The organism is Kitasatospora sp. NBC_00374, from assembly GCF_041434935.1.
GTDB lineage: Bacteria > Actinomycetota > Actinomycetes > Streptomycetales > Streptomycetaceae > Kitasatospora.
On the sequence record NZ_CP107964.1, the window covers coordinates 1054209 to 1074603 of the forward strand.

Below are 20395 nucleotides of genomic sequence, written 5' to 3' on the forward strand. Positions count from 1 at the left end.
CTCGTTCGCAAGGACGTCCCGGCCCCGGCCATGGTCGGCGTGCACGAGCGGCCGGCCCCCTGCGGACGCACTCCGCTATGACCCATTTCACATCAGCCCTCGCTCTCCGTGAGCAGCGCTGGTCAGTGGCGGTCCGAAGCTCCCCGGCCGCGGCCCGTGGCCGAATTCGTCAGTAGACCGTCATTGCCGCCATCCCGTGCCGGATACAGGCTGTGACCGTGCATCAGCGACGTGTTGTGGTGGTGGTCTATTCCGGTGCGCAGGCACTGGACATCGCGGGTCCGATCGAGGTGTTCGACACCGCGAACCGCAGGCTTCCCGAGACGGGTGCCCGCTACCGGATCGAGTTCGTCTCCGCCGACGCACCGCTCGTGCGGACCTGCTCGGGCATGGTGGTCGCGGCAGAGCCGCTCGCCGCGGGCGGCGGCCCGATCGACACCCTCCTCGTCCCGGGCGGATGGAGCCTCAAGGACGCTTTGGCGGACCGGGAGTTGGTCGCGTGGATCCACCAGGCGGCGGCCCGGTCGCGTCGGGTCGTCTCCGTGTGCGGCGGGGCGTTCCTGCTCGCCGAGGCGGGCCTGCTCAAGGGGCGGCGCGCCACCACGCACTGGGCCTTCTGCGAGGAGATGGCCCAGCGGTACCCGGACGTGACGGTGGACCGCGAGCCGATCTTCGTCTGGGACGGCCGGTTCGTCACCTCGGCCGGAGTGTCCACCGGCATAGACCTGGCCCTCGCCCTGGTGGAGGCCGACCACGGTGCGGCGTTCGCCCTGGAGGTGGCGCGGTTCCTGGTCCTGTTCTTCAAGCGCAACGGCGGGCAGTCGCAGTTCAGCGCGGTCCTGGACGCGCAACTCGCCGATCGCGCCCCGATCCGCGCCGCGCAGGAGTGGATCCTCGCACACCTCGAACTGCCCCTGCCCGTACCCGAGATCGCCGAGCGCGCCAACATGAGCCTGCGGAACTTCGCCCGGGTGTTCCGGCGCGAGGTGGGTACGCCCCCGGCCCAGTACATCGAGCAGATGCGCATCGCCCGGGCCCGCAAGCTGCTGGAGACCACCGATCTGCCGGTCGCCCAGATCGCCCGGCGCTGCGGGTTCCCGGCCCCCGAGACGTTCTTCCGCTCCTTCGGCCGGGCCCTGGAACTGACCCCGAACGAGTACCGCCAACGGTTCCAGACCGTCTCGCCGGCCGGCCACGTCGTCCGGCCCGGCCCGTCCGACAGGAGCACCGTATGAGTGTCGAGGTCCGGCTCGTCGACTACCTGGCGAGGGAGCTGGCCAGGTCCGGCGTCCGGCACGTGTTCGGTGTCGGCGGCGCGAACATCGAGGACCTCTACGACGCCCTGCACGCCACCGGCGACGTGATCCGCACGGTGGTGGCCAAGCACGAGTTCTCCGCCGCCACCATGGCGGACGGGCATGCCCGGGCCACCGGGCGCCTCGGCGTCGTCGCCGTGACGTCGGGCGGCGGGGCGGTGAATCTGGTGCCGGGGCTGGCGGAGGCGTATGCCTCGCGGGTGCCGATGCTGGCGTTGGTGGGGCAACCGCCCACCGGGCAGGAGGGGTTCGGGGCGTTCCAGGACTCCAGCGGCAAGGCGGGTTCCCTCGACGCCCGGGCGCTGTTCACCCCCGTGACCCGGTTCTGTGCGCGGGTCGACGACGCGGGCTCGATCCCGGACCTGCTGGCCCGGGCGGTCGCGGCGGCCCGGACCGATCCCAAGGGCCCGGCCGTGCTGCTCCTGCCCAAGGACGTGCAGCAGGCTCCGGTCGAGCTCCGGGAGCCGCTGCGGGCCGCGCCGCCGGTCCGTACGGAACCCCGGGTCCCGGACTGCGCGGTGGACGTCCTCCGCGGCGCGGAACGCGTCCTGGTCATCGCCGGTGAGGGCGTGGCCTCGGCCGGCGCGCGGGCGGAGCTGGCCGACGTGGCGCGGCGGCTCGGTGCGTGGGTGGCCGTCACCCCGGACGCCAAGGACGTGTTCGACAACCGCGACGCCCGGTTCGCCGGGGTGGCCGGGGTGATGGGTCATGAGAACGTGGCGCAGTGCCTGCGGCGGGCCGACGCCTGTCTGCTGGTGGGCACCCGGCTACCGGCCCTGGCCCGCGGCGGCCTGGAACGGGAACTGGCCGGGACCTCGGTGATCTGCATCGATCCCGAGCCGCCGTTCGTGCCCGGGATCTCCCTTCGCGGCGATCTGCGGGACACCCTGCGCGTGCTGGCCGCCCGCCTCGCGCCCGGTCCGCTCCCGCCCCCCGACCATGCCGGGCCCTCCCCCCTGCCGACCCCGGGCACCCGGGCCACCTCCTACGCCGCGGCGGTGGCCTCGGTCGAGGCCGCACTGCCACCGGACGCACACGTCTTCGTGGACGCCGGAAACGCCGGGGCCAGCGCGATCCACCTGCTCCCCGCCCCGCGCGACGGACGCTTCGTGGTGGCCGTCGGCATGGGCGGCATGGGCTACACCTTCGGCGCCGGCATCGGCGCGGCGCTGGCCACCGGGCAGCGCACGTACGTGATCGCCGGTGACGGCGCGTTCTTCATGCACGGCATGGAGGTCCACACCGCGGTCGAGCACGCCGCGCCCGTCACCTTCGTGATCTTCAACAACAACGCCCATGCCATGTGCGCCACGCGTGAGCAGTTGTTCCTCGGAGCCGCGAACCCCGGCAGCCTGTTCCGCCCGGCGGACATCGCCGCGGGCATGGCAGGCATGTTCCCCGGCCTGGACGTGACCCGGGCGGAGGACGGTGCACAGCTGCGCCAGGCGCTGCTGCGGAGCAACGCTGGCACCGGCCCGGCCTTCGTCACGCTGGACTTCGACCCCGCCGAGATACCACCGTTCCTTCCCTTCCTGACCGTCGCCGGCCGGCAGCCGGCCGAGAACGAGGAGACCGCCCATGAGCGCGGACCAGTCCGTGTTGGCTGACATTCCCGGCCTGACCAGGGTCGAGAACACCGACCTGGAGCAGCTGACGGCCCGCTGCGCGGAGCTGACCCGGCCCGCCTACCCACACGGCGAGGTCTACGGGACGTACTGCACGATCCAGCAGTACGTCGACTGCCCGCCGGCGCAGGCCTACGAGTACCTGAGGCAGGGTCACCACCTGGAGGAGTGGACGTTCAGTCTGCGGAACTTCGCCCCCACCGGGACCCCCGGGCTGTGGGTCGGTGACGACCGCCTGGAGGAGCGGACCCGGATCTTCTGCAGGGTGGAGACCAACGCCGAGGCCATGACGGTGGACTTCCACTGCGCCTGGGACCAGGGCGAGGAGCTCTGGATGGTGTACCTGATGCGCGTGCTGCCGGCCCGCTCGGTGCTTGGCAGGCCCGGCTCCGTGATCACCTGGACCAACTGCCGGCACCCGTACTACGACGCGAACCCCCACCCCGGCCTGGCCCCGCGGGCCGACCGCCCCTGGGTGGGCGACTACTGGGACCTGTTCTACGCCGGCCACACGGTGGAGATGGGGAACCTCAAGGCGATCCTGGAACACCGACACCGGGGCGGCCTGCCGGTCGGCTCCGCGCCCGCCACGGCGGTGGTGCGGTGACCACGGTCAGCCTCACCGACGTCGCCGGCTACCTGCCCGGTGAGCCGGTCCCCGCCGAGTTCTACACCGAGTACCCCGGCGCGGAGGACGGGCTCCGCGACAGTCCCATGTTCAGGATCCCCCCGCTGCGGCACCACGTGGCCGCGGACGAGAGCAACGTGGACATGGTCGAGCGCGCGGTCGCCCCCCTGATCGAGCGGCACGGAACGGACGAGATCCGCTCCGTGGACGTACTTCTGATGCACAGTCAGCTGCCGGACACGCCGTTCGTCGGGGCCGGGACCGAGGTGGCACGGCGGCTGGGGCTGAAACCGCGGTGGCTGATCGACGTGGCCAACGCCGGCTGCGCCTCCTTCGTCCACATGCTCGAACTGGCCCGGCAGATCCTCACCACCACCGACGCCAGGACCGCCCTGATCTGCAACGCGCAGAGCTCCGCCGGCCAGCTGTTCACCCAGCCCGACGTGCGCCGGCTCGCCCAGGCCGCGATCCCCGGAGACGGCTGCGGGGTCGGGTACGTGACCACGTCGGGCACCTCTCCGGTACTCGAACTGGTCACCCGTCACATCGCCGACCACGGCGGCGACATGAAGGCCGTCCTCGACGACGGGCGCAAGTACTGGGAGCCGGGCGAGTCCCAGCTGCGGATCGGCTTCACCGAGGCCACCACCGCCACGGTCCTCGAACGCGGCAACCGCCTGGTGCCGGAGGTGGTCACCGACCTGTGCCGACGGCTCGGGGTCACCACCGGCGAGATCGACCTGCTGGTCACCAACCAGCCCAACCGCACCTTCCTGCGCAACTGGCGGGAGGCACTGCGGCTGCCGCCGCGCCGCCACCCCGACACCTTCGACAGCTGCGGAAACCTCTTCGGCGCGGCGATCCCCGTCACCCTCGACCACGCCATCCGTTCGGGACGGGTCAAGGACGGCGACCTGGTCGTGCTGGGCGGCTTCGCCCACGCGGGCGACTACGCGGGCGCGGCCGCGATCCGGTGGAACACCGGCCGCGCCGCCCCGTCGGCCGGCGGGACCGCCACCGCCGACCCCCTCGCGTGAGGCGGCAGGCGGCCGGCCGTCACCGTCACCGCCGAAGTGGCGGGCAGCGCACCGCAGATCGGACCGCAACGCCCGTCCCGAGACCGTCGTACGGGAAAATCGCAAACGCAGGGCCTGTCGGAACGTCGGCACCGCCCTCAGCCCGCAAGGGCGGACCGAGGGCCCGTCACCAGTACGTCGACAGCCGGCCGCCGCCGACCGGCTCGCCGGCCCAGGTTCAGCGCGCCGATGCACCCCGGGGGCCGAAGTCGCAGCGCCGAGCCGGGACCGTCAAATGCCGGGACGACGGCGCTTCGACGGCCACCATGAGAGCGTACGAGTTCCCGGCCGCTTGCGAGGTGCCCGCATGACTGGCATGACGAGGCTGGTGCCCGCGTCACTGCGCGGGTACCGGCGGGCGTGGCTGAGCCGGGACGTACTCGCCGGGGTGGCGCTGTCCGCGGTCGCGATCCCCGAGGTGATGGGTTACAGCTCGATCGCCGGGATGCCCATCGTCACCGGCCTGTACACGCTGATCCTCCCGACCATCGCGTTCGCCCTGCTGGGCTCGTCGAAGCTGCTCGTCGTCGGCGCGGACTCGGCCACTGCGGCGATCCTCTCCGCCGGACTGCTCGAACTGGGCATCGCCGGCCTCGTACCGGGCTCGCCGCAGTGGGTCGCGCTGGCCGGGCTGACCGCCCTGCTGTCGGGCGTCATCCTGGCTGCCGCGCGCCTGCTCCGGCTCGGTTTCCTCGCCGACTTCCTGTCGGCCACCGTCCTGATCGGGTTCCTGACGGGCGTCGGCATCCAGGTGGCGTCGGCTCAGATTCCCGACCTGCTCGGCATCCCCAGGGGCCGCGGCAACTGGTTCCAGCAACAGTGGTCCTGGCTGACCCACCTCGACGAGGTCTCCTGGTACACCATCGCCTACGGCGCCGCAACGATCGTGATCATCGTGGTCTTCAAGCGGTTCCTGCCCAGGTTCCCCGGTTCCATCGTGGCGGTGGTCGCGCTGATCGCCGTCTCCGGGGCGACCGACGCCTCCAGTCACGGGGTCGCCGTGGTCGGCGCCGTGGAGAGCGGCTTCCCGCCGATCGGACTGCCGTCCGGCCTGACCCCCGGAGACGTGTCCCAGGTGTTCTCCGTGGCGGTCTCCTGCTTCGTCCTGATCCTGGCCCAGAGCGCGGCCACCTCGCACAGCTTCGCGACGCGGCACGGCGACCACCTCGACATCGACCGCGACCTCGTCGGTCTCTCCGTCGCCAACCTCGCCGCCGGGCTCAGCGGGACCTTCGTCGTCAACGGTTCCCCGACCAAGACGGAGATCCTGGACCAGCAGCGCGGCCGGACGCAGGTCGCCAACCTCACGATGGCATTCATCTCGCTGCTGGTCGCGCTGGTCTTCACCACGTCGCTGGCCGACATGCCCCTCGCGGTGCTGGCCGGCATCGTGTTCCTGGTCGGCCTCGACCTCGTCGACGTACGCGGTCTCCGGCGGATCTACGCCCGGCGCCGCAACGAGTTCGTCGTCGCCGTCGTCACCGCCTTCGCGGTGTTCGGCATCGGCGTCGAGCAGGGCGTCCTGCTGGCCCTCGCACTGTCCCTGTTCGAGGTCATCCGACGGGAGTACCGGCCCAAGGACTTCGTGGTCGGGGTCACCGAGGAGGGCGTTCCCACGTACACGCTCGCCGAGCCCGGGATCGAGAGCGCGCCAGGCCTGATCGTCTTCCGCTTCAACGCGGAGCTCTTCTACGCGAACGCGAGCCGATTCGCCGACGAGGTCAAGGCCCTCGTCGACGAAGCACCCGATCCGGTGCGCTGGCTGGTGCTCGACGCCGCGGGGATCGCCGACGTCGACTACTCCGCCGGGATCCGCCTGCACAACCTCCTCGACTTCCTCGCCGCACGCCGCGTCACCTTCGTCCTCGCGCGTCCCGACGCGGCGCTCGTGGACACCCTGAAGGTCTACGAGCTGTGGCAGCGGATCCCGCCCGAGAACGTCTTCGGCAACCTGATCGACGCCATCAGGGCGTATCCGGCCGGAGGGTCCCCCGGTGCGGCCGACGAGCCCCCGGCCGGCTGAGGCCCGGGCGACACCTTCGCACATCGTCCCCGTCACGGCGGGCACGGGTCGCTGTGGCTCACCGGCGGTGCTACCCCTGGGGCCGGATGTCGTACACGTTCTCCGGGGTCACGATGCTGGTGATCGTCTTGGCGAGGAGCGTGCTCGGCTCGCTGCCCTGGTAGTGGATGTCGGTGTTGATCAGGACGACCAGGGTCGCCCGCCGGGAAGGCAGGTAGACGGTCACGCTCTCGTATCCGGGCAGCGAGCCGTTGTGCCCGATCCATCCGTGGTTGTCGAAGATGCCGAGCCCGTAGTCGTTACCGGGGGAGCCGGTGGGGAGCATCTTCAGCCGCTCCGCCTGGGTGGCGGGGGACAGGAGCGTGCCGGTGGCGAGGCCCCGGGCCCAGCGCCGCATGTCCTGCAGGTCGGAGATCATCGCGGCGGCCGCCCACCCCCAGCTCGGGGCCGAGACCGCCCTGCGGGCAGTCGTCCCCGTACCGGTCGGAGACCGCCGCAGGCGGCGAAGCCTGGGCGGCCGCGGCCCGAGCCGCGGCCGGGGTCAGCGCGGCGGTGAGGAGCAGTGCCGCGGCGAGCGCGCGGGCGGGATTACGTCGCATGTCGGGACGCCTCTCATCGGAAGCGGAGCGTCAGCCCCGGGCGTGGGTTCGCGGTCCTGCCGGCTCCGGCAGGTGCCTCAGTTGTTGACGAGGTCGGCGGTCTTGAGATCCTTGATCTTCTTCTGGTAGTCGTCCAGCTTCTCCGGGCAGTACACCTTGATCACCTCGGCGCCCGCCTCGAGGATCTGCTTGTCGACGATGACCGGACGCATCCCGGGGCCACCGGCGCCGTTGGCCAGCTGGACCAGCCAGAGGCCGCGCTTGAGCGCCGAGTTCGGGTCGTCGCAGACGGCGCCGCCGTCCGTGCCGAGGGTGAGGGCGATGTTCTCGACGTTCCGGGAGGCGAAGCCGTCGGCGACCAGGGCGTCGTTCAGGTCGTTCGCCTTTCGGTGGGCCTCGTTGGTGGCCTTCTGCTGGGTGTAGGTCAGCAGACCGGCGATCACGAGGCCGACCAGGACCACGATCGAGCCGATGTAGATCCATCGGTGTTCGGAAGCCATCCGGGTGGGGCTCATGCGCCCACCTCGCAGGGCTCGGCGGGGCCTTCGCCCAACGCGCGCCTCCCATCGATGAGTTCGCTTCGCTCACTCATGCCACTTCCTCCTCGATCGCACCGGTGCCGGCCTCGGGCTGACGCCAGCTCGGCTTGCGCGCTTTCAGGAACGAGAACGGGATGACGACCCCCAGCAGCAGCAGACCGCCGCCGACGATCCCGATGTAGGCCCAGACGCTGCCACCGCCGAACTGCGAGGACGGCACGAAGCCGATCACCATGGCGAGGGCCGAGGCCACGAACCCGACCACGCAGACCGTGGTCAGCAGCGGCGCGCGATAGCCGCGCGGATGGTCGGGCTGCTTGCGCCGCAGCTGGATCGCCGCCAGGAACATCAGCAGATACATGATCAGGTACACCTGCGTGGTGATCACCGAGAAGATCCAGTAGACGCTGGACACGTCCGGGATCAGCGCGTACAGCACCGCGATCACCGTCGTGATCAGGCCCTGGACGACCAGGATGTTCTGCTGGACCCCGTTGCCGTTGAGACGCTGCAGGTACGGCGGCAGATAGCCCTCCTGCCGGGAGATCAGCAGCAGGCCCTTGGACGGCCCGGCCAGCCAGGTCAGCATCCCGCCCACCGAGGCGGCGCACAGCCCCACCGCGACGATCGGGACCAGCCAGCCGATGTGGAAGTACTGGAAGAACGCGTCGAAGGCCTGCATGACGCCGGCGGTCAGACTGAGCTGGTCCGAGGGGATCACCCAGCTGATCGCCAGCGCCGGAAGGATGAAGATCAGCAGCACCAGGCCCATGGCCAGGAACATCGACCTGGGGAACTCCTTGGACGGGTCACGGAGCTTGTTGACGTGGACCGCGTTCATCTCCATGCCGGAGTAGCTGAGGAAGTTGTTCACGATCAGCACCAGGCTCGCCACGCCCGTCCACTCGGGGAAGAAGTGCGAGCCGTTCATCGGCGCCGCGGACGGGTTGCCCTGCCCGAGGAAGACCATCCCCAGGACGACCAGCAGCGTGCCGGGAACCAGCGTGCCGATCACCAGCCCCCACGAGGCCAGCCCGGCGACGGCGTTCGTGCCACGGGAGGAGATCCACACGCCGCTCCAGTAGACGACCACGATGACGATCGCCGTGTAGACGCCGTTGCTGGCCAGGCTCGGATTGATCACGTACGCGATGGTGCTGGCGACGTAGGCGAGCAGGGTGGGGTAGTAGAAGATCGTCATGGCGAACTGGCACCACACGGCGAGGAAGCCCAGCGGCTTCGACAGGCCCTGCGCCACCCAGTTGTAGACCCCGCCACTCCATCCGGAGGCCAGCTCCGCCGACACCAGGGCCGTCGGCAGCAGGAACACGACCGCGGGCAACAGGTAGAGGAAGACGCAGGCGAGGCCGTACACCGCCATGGTCGGCGCCGAACGCAGGCTCGCGACCGAACTGGTCGTCATCAGCGCCAGCGTCAACCAGGTGATCTTGTTCGACCCGGTTCCGGCCCGAACCGCGCCGGCCGCCCGGGTCCCGCCCGCGCGGCCGGCGCCTTCGCCCGGTACGTCGACAGTGCTCATCGGATGCCACCTCGTCCCAACCTCGGCGCGCCGATCGCACCACGTCCGATCCTCGTCACCCACCGTGGCCGCCGCACGTCGGCCTACGCCGCCGGAGGCGGTCGTTCGGCCATTCGCCCCCGCCTTCGGTGGCCCCGGTGCGGCGCGGCCGACACGGCGGCCGCCGGCGCCCTGCGGGGCTCGGTCATCACCTGCCGAGGCAGGTCGACACGTGTGCCGCCCGTGCGCACCCGGGTGCCGGCGGGTGGCCTGCTCGACCGCCGGTGACCCGTTCCGTCGCGTCGGGTCTCCGGGTCGCATCGGGCGGGGTTAGAAGTCCGTAAGGCGTCCGCGCCCGGTCCTGCACCGCTTTCGTGCCTACGGTGTCACCGTTCCCCTTGACCGGCCGCCATCGGCTGCCATCGGCCGCCGGTCCGCTACCCATGTGAGAGAGAGAAGATGGACATACTGACGGAGACGCAGGCCGAGAAGTACGTACGCGGGGTCTGCTTCAAGACCGGCCCGCCCGGCCGCGTCGGCCTCGAACTGGAATGGCTGGTGCACGACCGCGCGGACCGCACCCGTCCGGTCCCCGCCGCCAGGCTGGACGCCGCTCTCACCGCCCTGGAGTCCGCCGGCGGACTGCCCCACCGGTCCAGGATCACCCGGGAGCCCGGCGGCCAGATCGAGCTCAGCACCGGGTCCGCCGCGGCGCTCGCCGACTGCGTGCGGTCCGCGGCCGTCGACCTGGACGCGCTGCGGGACACGCTCTCCCGCGCGGGGCTGGAGCTCACCGGCCGCGGGCTCGATCCGGACCGGGATCCGGCACGGCTCCTGGACCACCCGCGCTACCGGGCCATGGAACAGCACTTCGACGGACTGGGCCCGTGGGGACGGATGATGATGCGGGCCACCGCGTCCGTTCAGATCAACCTCGACAGCGGCGAGGACACGGACGGCGTCACCGGCTACCGCCGGCGTTGGGCGCTGGCCCACCGGATCGGTCCGGTGCTGGTCGCCGCCTTCGCCAACTCCCCGCTGTGGCACGGCAGGCCCACCGGCTGGCGGTCCACCCGGCAGCGGGTCTGGGCGAACGCGGACCCCGACCGCACCCGGCCGCCCGAGTCGGCACCGGATCCGCGCGGATCCTGGGCCCGCTACGCCCTGGACGCCCCACTGCTGTGCCTGCGCCGTACCCCACCCGGATCCTGGGCCGCGCCGCGCGGCCTCACCTTCCGCTCCTGGCTCCGCGGTGACGCGGCCGAACGCCCGCCCACCCTGGACGACCTGGACTACCACCTGACCACGTTGTTCCCGCCGGTACGCGCGCGCGGCTGGCTGGAGCTGCGGATGGTCGACGCCCAGGACGGCGACGACTGGATCGTCCCGGCGGTACTGGCGGCCACGCTGCTGGACGATCCGGCGGCGGCCGGGGCCGCTTGGGACGCCACCGCACCGCTGTGCCCGGACGGCGGCGACCAGCCGTCTGCCGAGATGTGGCTGCGCGCCGCCCGGCTCGGCCCGGCCGACCCCGAGATCGGCAAGGCGGCCCGGATCTGCTTCGCGGCCGCCGCCACCGCGCTGGCCGGTTCCGGCTCCAACGGCGAGGGCGACGGCGACGGCCGACTGCGCGGCACCCTCGCCGCGTTCGCCGAGCGCTACACCGAACAGGGCAGATGTCCCGCCGACGACCTCCTGGAAGGCCTGGACCGATGAACGCGCGCCCCGCCGACAGCCTCACCCCCACCCGGGACGCCGCCGCCGCGCTGGCGTCCTCCCGGCAGCGGACGCTCGCGCTGACGGACTGCCTGGACGATGCCGAACTGCTGGCCCAGCACTCCCCGTTGATGTCACCGCTGGTGTGGGACCTGGCCCATGTCGGGAACCAGGAGGAGATCTGGCTGGTCCGCGAGGCCGGCCGGCTCCCCGCGCTGCGCCCCGACCTCGACCGGCTCTACGACGCCTTCCGGCATCCGCGCGCCGACCGCAACGCGCTCCCGCTGCTGCCTCCCGACGGTGCCCGCCGGTACCTGCGCCAGGTCCGCGAGCGCGCCCTGGAGGTCCTGGACGCCGCGGCGTTCGACGGGGACGGCCCCTCCCCCGCCTCCCATGGGCACCATCCCCTGCTCGCAGGAGGTTTCGTCTTCGGGATGGTCGCCCAGCACGAGCAGCAGCACGCCGAGACCATGCTGGCCACCCACCAACTGCGCTCCGGTCCCGCCGTCCTGGCCGCCCCCGCCCCACCGGCCGCCCCCGCCGACGCGACGGCGCTGGCGCGCGAGGTCCTCGTGCCGGGCGGCCCGTTCACCATGGGCACCGACACCGATCCGTGGGCGCTGGACAACGAACGGCCCGCCCACACCGTGGACCTGGCACCGTTCTGGCTGGACACCGTCCCGGTGAGAAACGCCGACTACCAGGAGTTCGTCACGGACGGCGGCTACGCCGACCCGCGCTGGTGGACCCCGCAGGGCTGGGCGCATCGGCAGCGGGCCGGGCTGGCTGCCCCGCTCTTCTGGCACCGGGACGGCGGGGTCTGGCTGCGCCGCCGCTTCGGCCGCACCGAGCCCGTGCCACCTCTGGAGCCGGTCCTTCACGTGTGCTGGTACGAGGCCGACGCCTACGCCCGCTGGGCCGGCCGGCGACTGCCGACCGAGGCCGAGTGGGAGAAGGCCGCCCGCCACGACCCGGCCACCGGCCGCTCCCGCCGCCACCCCTGGGGTGACGCCGACCCGACCCCCGAGCACGCCAACCTCGGCCAGCGCCACCTGCAACCCGCCCCCGTCGGCAGCTACCCGGCGGGCGCCGCGCCCTGCGGGGCCCGGCAGTTGATCGGCGACGTCTGGGAGTGGACCGCCAGCGACTTCCTGCCGTACCCGGGCTTCACAGCATTCCCCTACCAGGAGTACTCCGACGTGTTCTTCGGCCCGGCGTACAAGGTGCTGCGCGGCGGGGCCTTCGGGGTGGCCCCGGTCGCCTGCCGCGGCACCTTCCGCAACTGGGACCACCCGATCCGCCGTCAGATCTTCAGCGGCTTCCGCACCGCCCGCGACGCCGCCCCGGGCGAGGCGCTCTGATGTGCCGCCATCTCGCCTACCTCGGGCCGGAGACCACCGCCGCCGCGCTGCTGATCGACCCGCCGCACGGCCTGTACCCGCAGTCCTGGGCGCCCCGCAGGCAGCGGCACGGCACGGTGAACGCGGACGGGTTCGGCATCGGCTGGTACCTGCCGACCGCGGACGAGCCGCCGGCCCGCTACCGGCGCGCGGTCCCGGTCTGGGCCGACCCCAACCTGCCCGACCTCGCCCGCACCGTCCGCACCCGGGCCCTGCTCGCCGCCGTCCGGTCGGCCACCGAGGGAACCGCCCACGACGAGGCGGCCGCCGCCCCCTTCCGGGACGGGCACCGGCTGTTCAGCCACAACGGGGCCGTCCCCGACTGGACCAGGCTGCCCGCCGCACTGGGGGCGGCGTGCGGGCTCGACCCTGCGGACCTGCTCGCGCTGGAGGCGCGCAGCGACTCCGCCCTGCTGTGGGCGATCCTCGGCAGGCGGCTGCGCCGGGGCGAACCGGCCGCCGGGGCGCTGGCCGCCCTACTGCGGCAGACCGCGGCCGTCCGCCCGGACTCCCGGCTGAACCTGCTGCTCACGGACGGGCACACGATCACGGCCACCCGCCACGGCGACACGCTCTGGTACCGGACGGCCCCGGACAGCGTGCTCGTCGCCTCCGAACCGGACGGCGAGGGCGCGTGGCACGAAGTCCCCGACCACTCCCTGCTCATCGCCGTCCCCGGCCGCGTACGGGTGATCCCGCTTCGGCCCGCCACGCCACGCCCCTTCCACACCACCGAGGACCACCGCACGATGACGAACCGCCTCACGATCGACCTCCGGCTTCCCCAGGACCACCTCGCCACCACCCTGCGCGCCGACGTCCTGCACGGCCTGTCCGCCGCGCCCAGGACGCTGCCGTCCAAGTGGTTCTACGACGCCCACGGCAGCGAACTCTTCGAGCAGATCACCCGCCTGCCCGAGTACTACCCGACCCGCGCCGAGCAGGAGATCCTCACCCGGCGGGCTCCCGAGATCGCCGCGCTCACCCGGGCACGGACCCTGGTCGAACTCGGCTCGGGCTCCTCCCGCAAGACCCGCCTGATCCTGGACGCGCTCACCACCGCCGGCACCCTGCAGCGCTACGCGCCGCTGGACGTCAGCGGTTCCGCGCTCGCCGAGGCCGGCGAGGCGCTGTGCCTCGACTACCCCGACCTGCGGGTCGCCGCCACCGTCACCGACTTCGAGCAGGACCTGGCCCTCGGCGACGAGCCCGGTCCGCGTCTGCTGGCCTTCCTCGGCAGCACCATCGGCAACCTGAACCCCGCTCAGCGCCAGTCCTTCTACGCCACCCTGCGCCACGCGCTCAGCGGCGACGACGCCCTGCTGCTCGGAGCGGACCTGGTCAAGGACACCGACGTGCTGGTACGCGCCTACGACGACGGCCAGGGCGTGACCGCGGCCTTCAACAAGAACGTGCTGAACGTCCTCAACCGCGAACTCGACGCCGACTTCGACCCCGCCGCGTTCGACCACGTGGCCGTCTGGAACGACGCCGAGGAACGCATCGAGATGCACCTGCGCTCCCGCTGCGCGCAGACGGTGAAGATCCCGGCCGTGGACCTCGTCCTCGACCTCGGGGCCGGCGAGAGCCTGCGCACCGAGATCTCCACCAAGTTCCGGCGGGAGGCCCTCACCGCGGAGCTCGCCACCGGTGGCTTCACCGTCAGCCACTGGTGGACCGACCGGGCCGCCCGCTTCGCCCTGCTGCTCGCCGTCCCCACCCGCTGACCGTCGGCATCCTGGTCCTGGCCGGGCCGATCCGGCCCGGCGGCAACGGCTCGGCACGCGTCGCCTTCCCCGCGCATGACGGGACGAACCGACGGGTAGCACGGTTGGTACGGACGTGCCCGATCCATGGGGGCCCATTGCCGGCAGCGGTGTGAGGTGTACGGGGGTGGCGGGTGTTCGGGGACGGGCGGGTGCGGCGTGCGGTGCTGCTGGTCTGTGCGGCTCTCGGTGTGTGTGCGGGGCTGTGCATCTGGTTCGCGCGCGGTCTGCCGGACTTCCGGGGGAACCTGCTGCTCAATCTCGCCCCCGAGCTGCTCACCATGATGGTCACACTGCTGGTCATCCAGCCCATCCTCACCAGGTTGGAGGAGGACCGGGTCCGCGAGCACCTGCGGCTGGACTACCCGTCCTTCTGCGAGAAGGTCGCGCAGAGCGGCGACATCATCTGCGTGCTCGACACCTTCTCCTACCTGATCTCCGGCGGCACCGCCTCGCGCTTCGCCGAGGCGGCACGAAGTGCGATCGGGCGCGGAGCCACCGTCCGGATCATGCTGCTCGATCCGGATTCACTGGCGGCGCAGCAGCGGTCCCATGAGCTCAGCGCCGACGTACGACACGAGATCCTGCGGAACCTGCGCGACCTGCGCCGGCTGGAGGCGCGGCTGCCACCCGCGCATCGGGAGCAGCTGCAGGTCCGCGTCTACGCCGCGGCGCCCTCCATCCAGCTGTACCGCTGCGGCGAACGGATGATGGTGAGCTTCTACCCGGTGGACCGGCTCTCCGGTGAGGGGCAGCAGCTGGAGGTGCGCATCACCACTCCGCTCGGGTCCTTCGCGTCCGAACGCTTCGCCGAGCTGTGGAGCAGCGGACGGCCCGTCAACGAGCTGCTGGCGAAGCAGGTGCAGCTCATGGACGACGAGGCCGTCGGTGAGGCGATGTGGCTGGAGTACGTCCAGAGCGACGGCACCCTGTACCTCAGTGACCGGCGCCTGGTCGTGGAGCTCGCCAGGCGGCGTGACCGGCCGGTGCGGGTGCGGTTGGGCGGCCGGGCGGACCAGGTCTTCGAGCTGGAGATCATCGGCGTGGCCGAGGAGCCGCTGCTCCGGCGCCTCTCCGCGGCGTACGCCGAGAAGTACGAGGCGGATGCCGACGTGTTCGTGCGGCTCCAGGCGGTGCGCCATGGCATCATTGACGCAGCGTCGGGCGGGCTCGAGTCGGATGGTGACGGCGCTCTGAGCGGCGCATGACGGACGTCGGCGGCAGCGGCCGGCACTGAGGGTCATCAGCGGAAGTCGGCGACAGAGGTCAGTGAGTGGCAACGGAGAACGGTGATCAGCGGCCGGTCTTCCGTGCCCTTGTCCTCCCCCACCTCGACGGGCTGCTGGCGCGTGCGGGGCTGGACGAGCAGGATCGGTTGCGCGCGCGGGCCGTGGCCGAGGTGCTGCCGTTCCGGACCAACTCCTACGTCGTCGACGAGCTGATCGATTGGGAGGCGGCTCCCGAAGACCCGATCTACCGTCTGGTCTTCCCGCAGCCCGACATGCTGCCCCGGGCCGATGTCGACCGCATCGGCCCGCTTCTCGGTTCCGGAGCACCGTCCGCGCAGCTGCGCGCGGCGGTACACGAGGTGCGGATGCGGCTGAACCCACACCCCGGTGGGCAGTTGGTGTTCAACACGCCGCTCGTGGACGGCCTTCCGGTCGAGGGGATGCAGCACAAGTACCCGGAGACGGTGCTCTTCTTCCCCCGCCAGGGGCAGACCTGCCACGCGTACTGCACGTACTGCTTCCGATGGCCGCAGTTCGTCGGCGAGCCCGACCTGCGGATGGCGAGCAGCGACGCCGCAGCGCTGCACGCGTACGTGACCGCGCACCCCGAGGTCACCAGCGTGCTGATCACCGGCGGGGATCCGCTGATCATGAGCAGCTCGGTGCTGGCCCGCTATGTCGAGCCGCTGCTGGAGATTCCGCACCTGGAGTCGGTGCGGATCGGCACCAAGGCGTTGTCGTACTGGCCGCACCGGTTCCTGACCGATCCGGACGCCGAGGATCTGCTGCGACTGTTCGAGCGAGTGGTACGCAGCGGGCGCAACCTCGCTCTGATGGGCCACTATTCGCATCCGCGCGAGCTGGCCACCTCCGCCGCGGAGCGTGCGCTGCGACGCGTGGCGGACACCGGCGCGGTGGTCCGGTGCCAGGCGCCGCTCATCCGGGGCGTCAACGACCGGGCAGCGGACTGGGCCGCGCTGTGGCGGAGGCTGGTCGCCCTCGGAGCCGTCCCCTACTACATGTTCGTCGAGCGGGACACCGGGCCGCAGGACTACTTCGCGGTGCCCCTGGCTCGCGCGCACGAGCTCTTCCGCGATGCGTACGCCCAGGTCTCCGGGCTGGCCCGGACGGTCCGCGGGCCGATCATGTCGGCCACCCCCGGCAAGGTCCAGGTCGACGGAGTCGCGGAGGTGGGCGGCCAGCGCGCGTTCGTCCTCCACTACGTCCAGGCGCGCGACCCTGAGTTGGTCGGCCGGCCGTTCTTCGCCGCCTACGATCCCGACGCGCGCTGGCTGACCGACCTCAAGCCCCTCCCCGGCGAGAGCGCCCTGCCCGGCCTCGACTGAGGCAGGTCACCGGTCGCCCTCGTCCAGCACACCGCGGCAGCAGGCCCAGGCCGACTCGGACAGCAGCGGCGGAACCGCCCGGGCGAACACTTCGTCCTCACCGTGGTGAGTGAGGAAAGCCCTGCCGTCCCCGCACTGACCTACGTCAAGGCCGCACCCGCGCCGTGGAGCGCGTGGGACATTCCCGGCTGGCGCGAGGACAGCCGACTGCGGACCTTCTACGGCTACTTCCTGCACCCGAACGTGGGCATCGACCTCACCCGGGAGAAGCATGCGCCGGCCCGGGACCCGGCCTACGCCCGGCGGCTGCGCGCCAGCCTGGAGTACCTGCTGGAGCAGCAGCCGGCCACCCTGGAAGCCTGGCACTCCCTCACCCGGTGCGACATCCATTTCCGCTCCGAGGGCGAACTGTACGGCTACCTGCTCGACCTGCACTCCTACCTCTTCGGCGACCGCCCCACGCCGCCCGACGAGCCCGATCCCGACCGACCGGCACCACCGGCGCACTGGACGTACTGGGGACGGTACTTCCGGTAGCCCCCTGGCCGACTGACACGACGTGGGCGGCGGGCCGGAACTGCCGCTGGTGCAGGCCGGCCGCCGAGCACACCGCCCCCGACCGGCACTCACGCCGTCGACCACCGGGCGGCGACCGGCCGGCGAGCCTGACCGCCGGCGTCGAAGCCCTGGACGACCGTCAGGACGTCGCGCTGGTCGGCGCGCTCGCCGTGCCCGAGGCAGGCGTCGTCAGGCGCTCGACCACGATCTCCCGCTTGAGGATCTTGCCGGTCGCGCCCTTGGGGAGCCGGTCGGCGAACGTGACGATCCTGGGGTACTTGTAGGCGGCCACCCGCTCCCTGACGAAGTCGCGGATCTGGTCCGCCGTGGCCTGGCCGCCGTCCCGCAGGACGACGACGGCCGCGACCTCCTCGCCGTGCAGGTCGTGGGGCACGCCGACGACCGCCGCCTCGGCCACGGCCGGGTGCTCGTACAGAACCTCCTCGATCTCCCGGGGGTAGACGTTGAACCCCCCGCGGATGACGAGGTCCTTCTTGCGGTCGACGATGAAGTAGAAGCCCTCCTCGTCGACGCGCGCGAGGTCGCCGCTGTGGAACCACCCGTCGTGGCACGCCTCCGCAGTCGCATCAGGGCGGTTCCAGTACCCCTTCATGACGTTCTCGCCACGGATCGCGATCTCGCCGACCTCGCCGGGCTCGACCGGAGTGCCGTCGGCGGACACCAGGGTCATCTCGACGCCGCGGACGGGCAGTCCGACCGACCCGGGCTTGCGAGGCCGGTCCGGGTGGTTGAACGAGGCCACCGGGGAGGTCTCGGACAGCCCGTACCCCTCCAGCACGATGACGTCGAAGTCCCGTTCGAACGCGTGCAGGATCTCGACCGGCAGGGCCGAACCGCCGGACACGGCCAGCCGCAGCCGGGAGAGGTCGGAGCCGCCGGGGATCCCGGCGTGGAGCAGCGCGGTGTACATGGTGGGCACACCGAGGAAGGCGGTGACCCGGTCCCGGTGCATGATCTCCAGTGCCCGGCGCGCGTCGAACCGCGGCAGCAGGGTCAGGGCCGCTCCCGCGGCGATCGCGGCGTTGAGGGCACAGGTCTGTCCGAACGCGTGGAACAGCGGGAGCCCGCCGAAGAGCACGTCGTCCGGGCCGAGCGTCAGCAGCGTCTCGACCGCGGTGAGCGTGTTGCTGATCAGATTGTGGTGCGTGAGCTCGGCGCCCTTCGGTGTGCCGGTCGTGCCCGAGGTGTAGAGGATCACCGCCGTGTCGCCCGCCTCCCGGTCGGTGACCCCGGGCGTCGGCGACGCGGCCCGCAGCGCGGCGTCGAACGCCGCCGAGCCCATGACCAGGCAGGCCGCCCCGGACTCCGCTGCGGCCCGCTCGGCCTCTTCGGCGGACGTCGGGCACGCCAGCACCGTTCGCGCACCGCAGTCGCGGAGCACGAACGCCACCTCCCGCGCCTTGAGCAGCGGATTGACCGGCACCACGACGGCGCCGGCCCGAAGGATGCCGTAGTACGCGATCGGGAAGGCGGTGATGTTGGGCATGACCAGGGCGACCCGGTCACCGGGCCGGACACCGTCGGCGCGCAGCAGCGTCGCCACGCGCGCGCTGGCGTCGTCCAGTTCCGCGTACGTCAGGACGGCCTCGGACTCGTACACGGCCACTCGGCCGCCGCCCTCGTGGGCGGCGTGCACCAGGAATGCGGCGAGGTTGGTCATGTCGTTGCCTCCTTGGGGCGGGACAGGTCAGGACTGCCGGTGCACCTGCGGTCGCCGTGCGGTCGCCCTGCGGTGCCGCAACGCTAGGGCGCGCGGCATCCGGATGCTTGACGTGGCGAGACAGCGTCCTTACCTTTCCGGGACAACGTTTGTGAGGTGAGCAATGGGACCGCTTGTCCGCACTGCCGCGCTCAACGGCTACGTCGAGTTGAGTCGTTCGCTGGGCATCGACCCGCAGGCGCTGATGCGGCGCGAGGGACTGGACGCCGCCGGTCTCACCCATCAGGACCGGTGGATCTCCGGTGCGGCCGTGGTCCGGTTGCTGGAACTCTCGGCGGCCGAGTCCGGCACCGCGGACTTCGGGCTGCGCATGTCGGAGCTGCGGCGCTTCGGCAGTCTCGGCCCCATCAGCCTCGTCCTCCGCGAGGAGCCGGACGTCCGCAGTGCGCTGGAACTGCTGCTGCGCCACGAGCACATGTACAACGAGGTGCTGCATGCCCGGCTCTCCGAGCGGGAGGGCCTGGCCACCCTGAAGGTGGGACTGGACCTGGGCGAGGCGCTGGAGGACCGGCAGGCCACCGAGCTGGCCGTCGGCGCCTTCCAGCTGGTGCTGCGCACCTTTCTGGGCCCCCGATGGCAGTCACTCTCCGTGCACTTCACTCACGGCGCCCCCGCGGACCTCACCACGCATGAGCGGGTCTTCGGCCCGGTGGTGGAATTCGGCCAGGAGTTCAACGGAATCGTCCTGTACGCCGGCGATCTCGACTCCCTGAACACCATGTCCGACCCGCTGCTCAGGAGCTACGCCCGGCAGTACTTCGAGGCCATCGCCGTCCCCCGGGACACCTCCGCCCTGGACCGGGTGCGGGAGCTCATCGAGATCCTGCTCCCGACCGGGCGGTGCTCGGTGGACCAGGTCGCCCGCAGCCTGGGCATGGACCGGCGCAGCGTCCACCGCCGCCTCGCGTACTCGGGCGAGACGTTCTCCGCACTTCTCAACACGACACGGACGCAGCTGGCCGAGCAGTTCGTCGCCAACCCGCGCCGCTCCCTCACGGAGATCTCCGATCTGCTGGGCTTCTCCGCACCCAGCGCCTTCTCCCGCTGGTTCCGGGAGCAGTTCGGATGCAGCCCCAGGGAGTGGCGCAGCCGGGCGACGACCGGCTCCGACCCCACGCGGACCGACGCCCGCTGACGCGCTCTCCCCGGTGTCGGCGCCCCGCGGCAGAAGCCTTCGTCCGGCCGGCGCCGCGCCGGTCCGGGCGAGTCCCCAAACGGCAAGTTCCCTGTCCCGCTGGGTAAAGCGCGAGCCTCCGGCGACTCCTACCTTTGGGTTCACCGCAGCGGAGCGGCGTTGCGCGAACCCAACCGACG

The 20395-nt window shown here is 71.8% G+C and carries 15 protein-coding genes and 2 pseudogenes; 13 read left to right on the top strand and 4 right to left on the bottom strand.

From position 1 onward, the window contains the following. The first annotated feature begins 218 nt into the window (after positions 1-218). From OG871_RS04895 to OG871_RS04915, 5 genes are all read left to right on the top strand, one after another. Positions 219-1235 carry a GlxA family transcriptional regulator gene (locus OG871_RS04895; RefSeq protein WP_371494425.1) on the top strand — a complete coding sequence of 339 codons (1017 nt, stop codon included), beginning with the start codon at positions 219-221 and terminating at the stop codon, positions 1233-1235. Beyond that, on the top strand, positions 1232-2923 hold the full coding sequence (locus OG871_RS04900; protein ID WP_371494426.1) for a thiamine pyrophosphate-binding protein: 1692 nt from the start codon (positions 1232-1234) through the stop codon (positions 2921-2923). The genes OG871_RS04895 and OG871_RS04900 overlap by 4 nt, the downstream gene beginning before the upstream one ends. Continuing rightward, positions 2895-3548, top strand: a complete 654-nt coding sequence (locus tag OG871_RS04905; RefSeq protein WP_371494427.1) for an SRPBCC family protein — start codon at positions 2895-2897, stop codon at positions 3546-3548. The genes OG871_RS04900 and OG871_RS04905 overlap by 29 nt, the downstream gene beginning before the upstream one ends. Next, positions 3545-4606: a ketoacyl-ACP synthase III family protein gene (locus tag OG871_RS04910; protein ID WP_371494428.1), complete on the top strand. Its 1062-nt coding sequence runs from the start codon at positions 3545-3547 to the stop codon at positions 4604-4606. The genes OG871_RS04905 and OG871_RS04910 overlap by 4 nt, the downstream gene beginning before the upstream one ends. 346 nt (positions 4607-4952) lie before the next feature. Continuing rightward, on the top strand, positions 4953-6668 hold the full coding sequence (locus OG871_RS04915; protein ID WP_371494429.1) for a SulP family inorganic anion transporter: 1716 nt from the start codon (positions 4953-4955) through the stop codon (positions 6666-6668). Positions 6669-6738: 70 nt separating this feature from the next. Here OG871_RS04915 and OG871_RS04920 read toward each other — a convergent pair. From OG871_RS04920 to OG871_RS04930, 3 genes and pseudogenes are all read right to left on the bottom strand, one after another. Further along, positions 6739-7191 (bottom strand): annotated as a pseudogene (locus tag OG871_RS04920) (serine hydrolase); the annotation flags it as partial. A 153-nt stretch (positions 7192-7344) separates the two neighbouring features. Further along, a complete protein-coding gene (locus tag OG871_RS04925) occupies positions 7345-7782 on the bottom strand; it encodes a hypothetical protein (RefSeq protein ID WP_371494430.1) in 438 nt (145 codons plus the stop codon). A 73-nt stretch (positions 7783-7855) separates the two neighbouring features. Further along, positions 7856-9346: an APC family permease gene (locus OG871_RS04930; RefSeq protein ID WP_371494431.1), complete on the bottom strand. Its 1491-nt coding sequence runs from the start codon at positions 9344-9346 to the stop codon at positions 7856-7858. 438 nt (positions 9347-9784) lie between these two features. Here OG871_RS04930 and egtA point away from each other — a divergent pair, with 438 nt between their 5' ends. The 7 genes and pseudogenes from egtA to OG871_RS04965 all read left to right on the top strand — a co-directional run bounded on the left by egtA (position 9785) and on the right by OG871_RS04965 (position 17319). Further along, entirely contained in the window at positions 9785-11041 is a 1257-nt protein-coding gene (egtA, locus tag OG871_RS04935; RefSeq protein WP_371494432.1) for an ergothioneine biosynthesis glutamate--cysteine ligase EgtA, read from the top strand. After that, positions 11038-12402, top strand: a complete 1365-nt coding sequence (gene egtB / locus OG871_RS04940; RefSeq protein ID WP_371494433.1) for an ergothioneine biosynthesis protein EgtB — start codon at positions 11038-11040, stop codon at positions 12400-12402. The genes egtA and egtB overlap by 4 nt, the downstream gene beginning before the upstream one ends. Continuing rightward, positions 12402-13079: pseudogene (gene egtC / locus OG871_RS04945) on the top strand (ergothioneine biosynthesis protein EgtC); the annotation flags it as partial. The gene egtB and the pseudogene egtC, both read left to right, overlap by 1 nt. Before the next feature lie 111 nt (positions 13080-13190). After that, the gene (gene egtD, locus OG871_RS04950) at positions 13191-14168 is read left to right on the top strand and encodes an L-histidine N(alpha)-methyltransferase (RefSeq protein WP_371503213.1); all 978 of its coding nucleotides are present in this window, start codon (positions 13191-13193) and stop codon (positions 14166-14168) included. 191 nt (positions 14169-14359) lie between these two features. Next, positions 14360-15415: a hypothetical protein gene (locus OG871_RS04955; protein WP_371494434.1), complete on the top strand. Its 1056-nt coding sequence runs from the start codon at positions 14360-14362 to the stop codon at positions 15413-15415. A 65-nt stretch (positions 15416-15480) separates the two neighbouring features. Beyond that, positions 15481-16782 (top strand): KamA family radical SAM protein, encoded by a 1302-nt coding sequence (locus tag OG871_RS04960; protein WP_371494435.1) that lies wholly within the window; start codon positions 15481-15483, stop codon positions 16780-16782. Positions 16783-16887: 105 nt separating this feature from the next. After that, entirely contained in the window at positions 16888-17319 is a 432-nt protein-coding gene (locus OG871_RS04965; protein ID WP_371494436.1) for a hypothetical protein, read from the top strand. A gap of 160 nt (positions 17320-17479) precedes the next feature. Here OG871_RS04965 and OG871_RS04970 read toward each other — a convergent pair whose 3' ends face one another. Continuing rightward, positions 17480-19021 carry a long-chain fatty acid--CoA ligase gene (locus OG871_RS04970; protein ID WP_371494437.1) on the bottom strand — a complete coding sequence of 514 codons (1542 nt, stop codon included), beginning with the start codon at positions 19019-19021 and terminating at the stop codon, positions 17480-17482. Positions 19022-19184: 163 nt separating this feature from the next. Between OG871_RS04970 and OG871_RS04975 the strand changes: the two genes are divergently transcribed. After that, complete coding sequence (locus tag OG871_RS04975) at positions 19185-20216, top strand: AraC family transcriptional regulator (protein WP_371494438.1); 1032 nt, start codon at positions 19185-19187, stop codon at positions 20214-20216. Positions 20217-20395 lie beyond the last annotated feature (179 nt).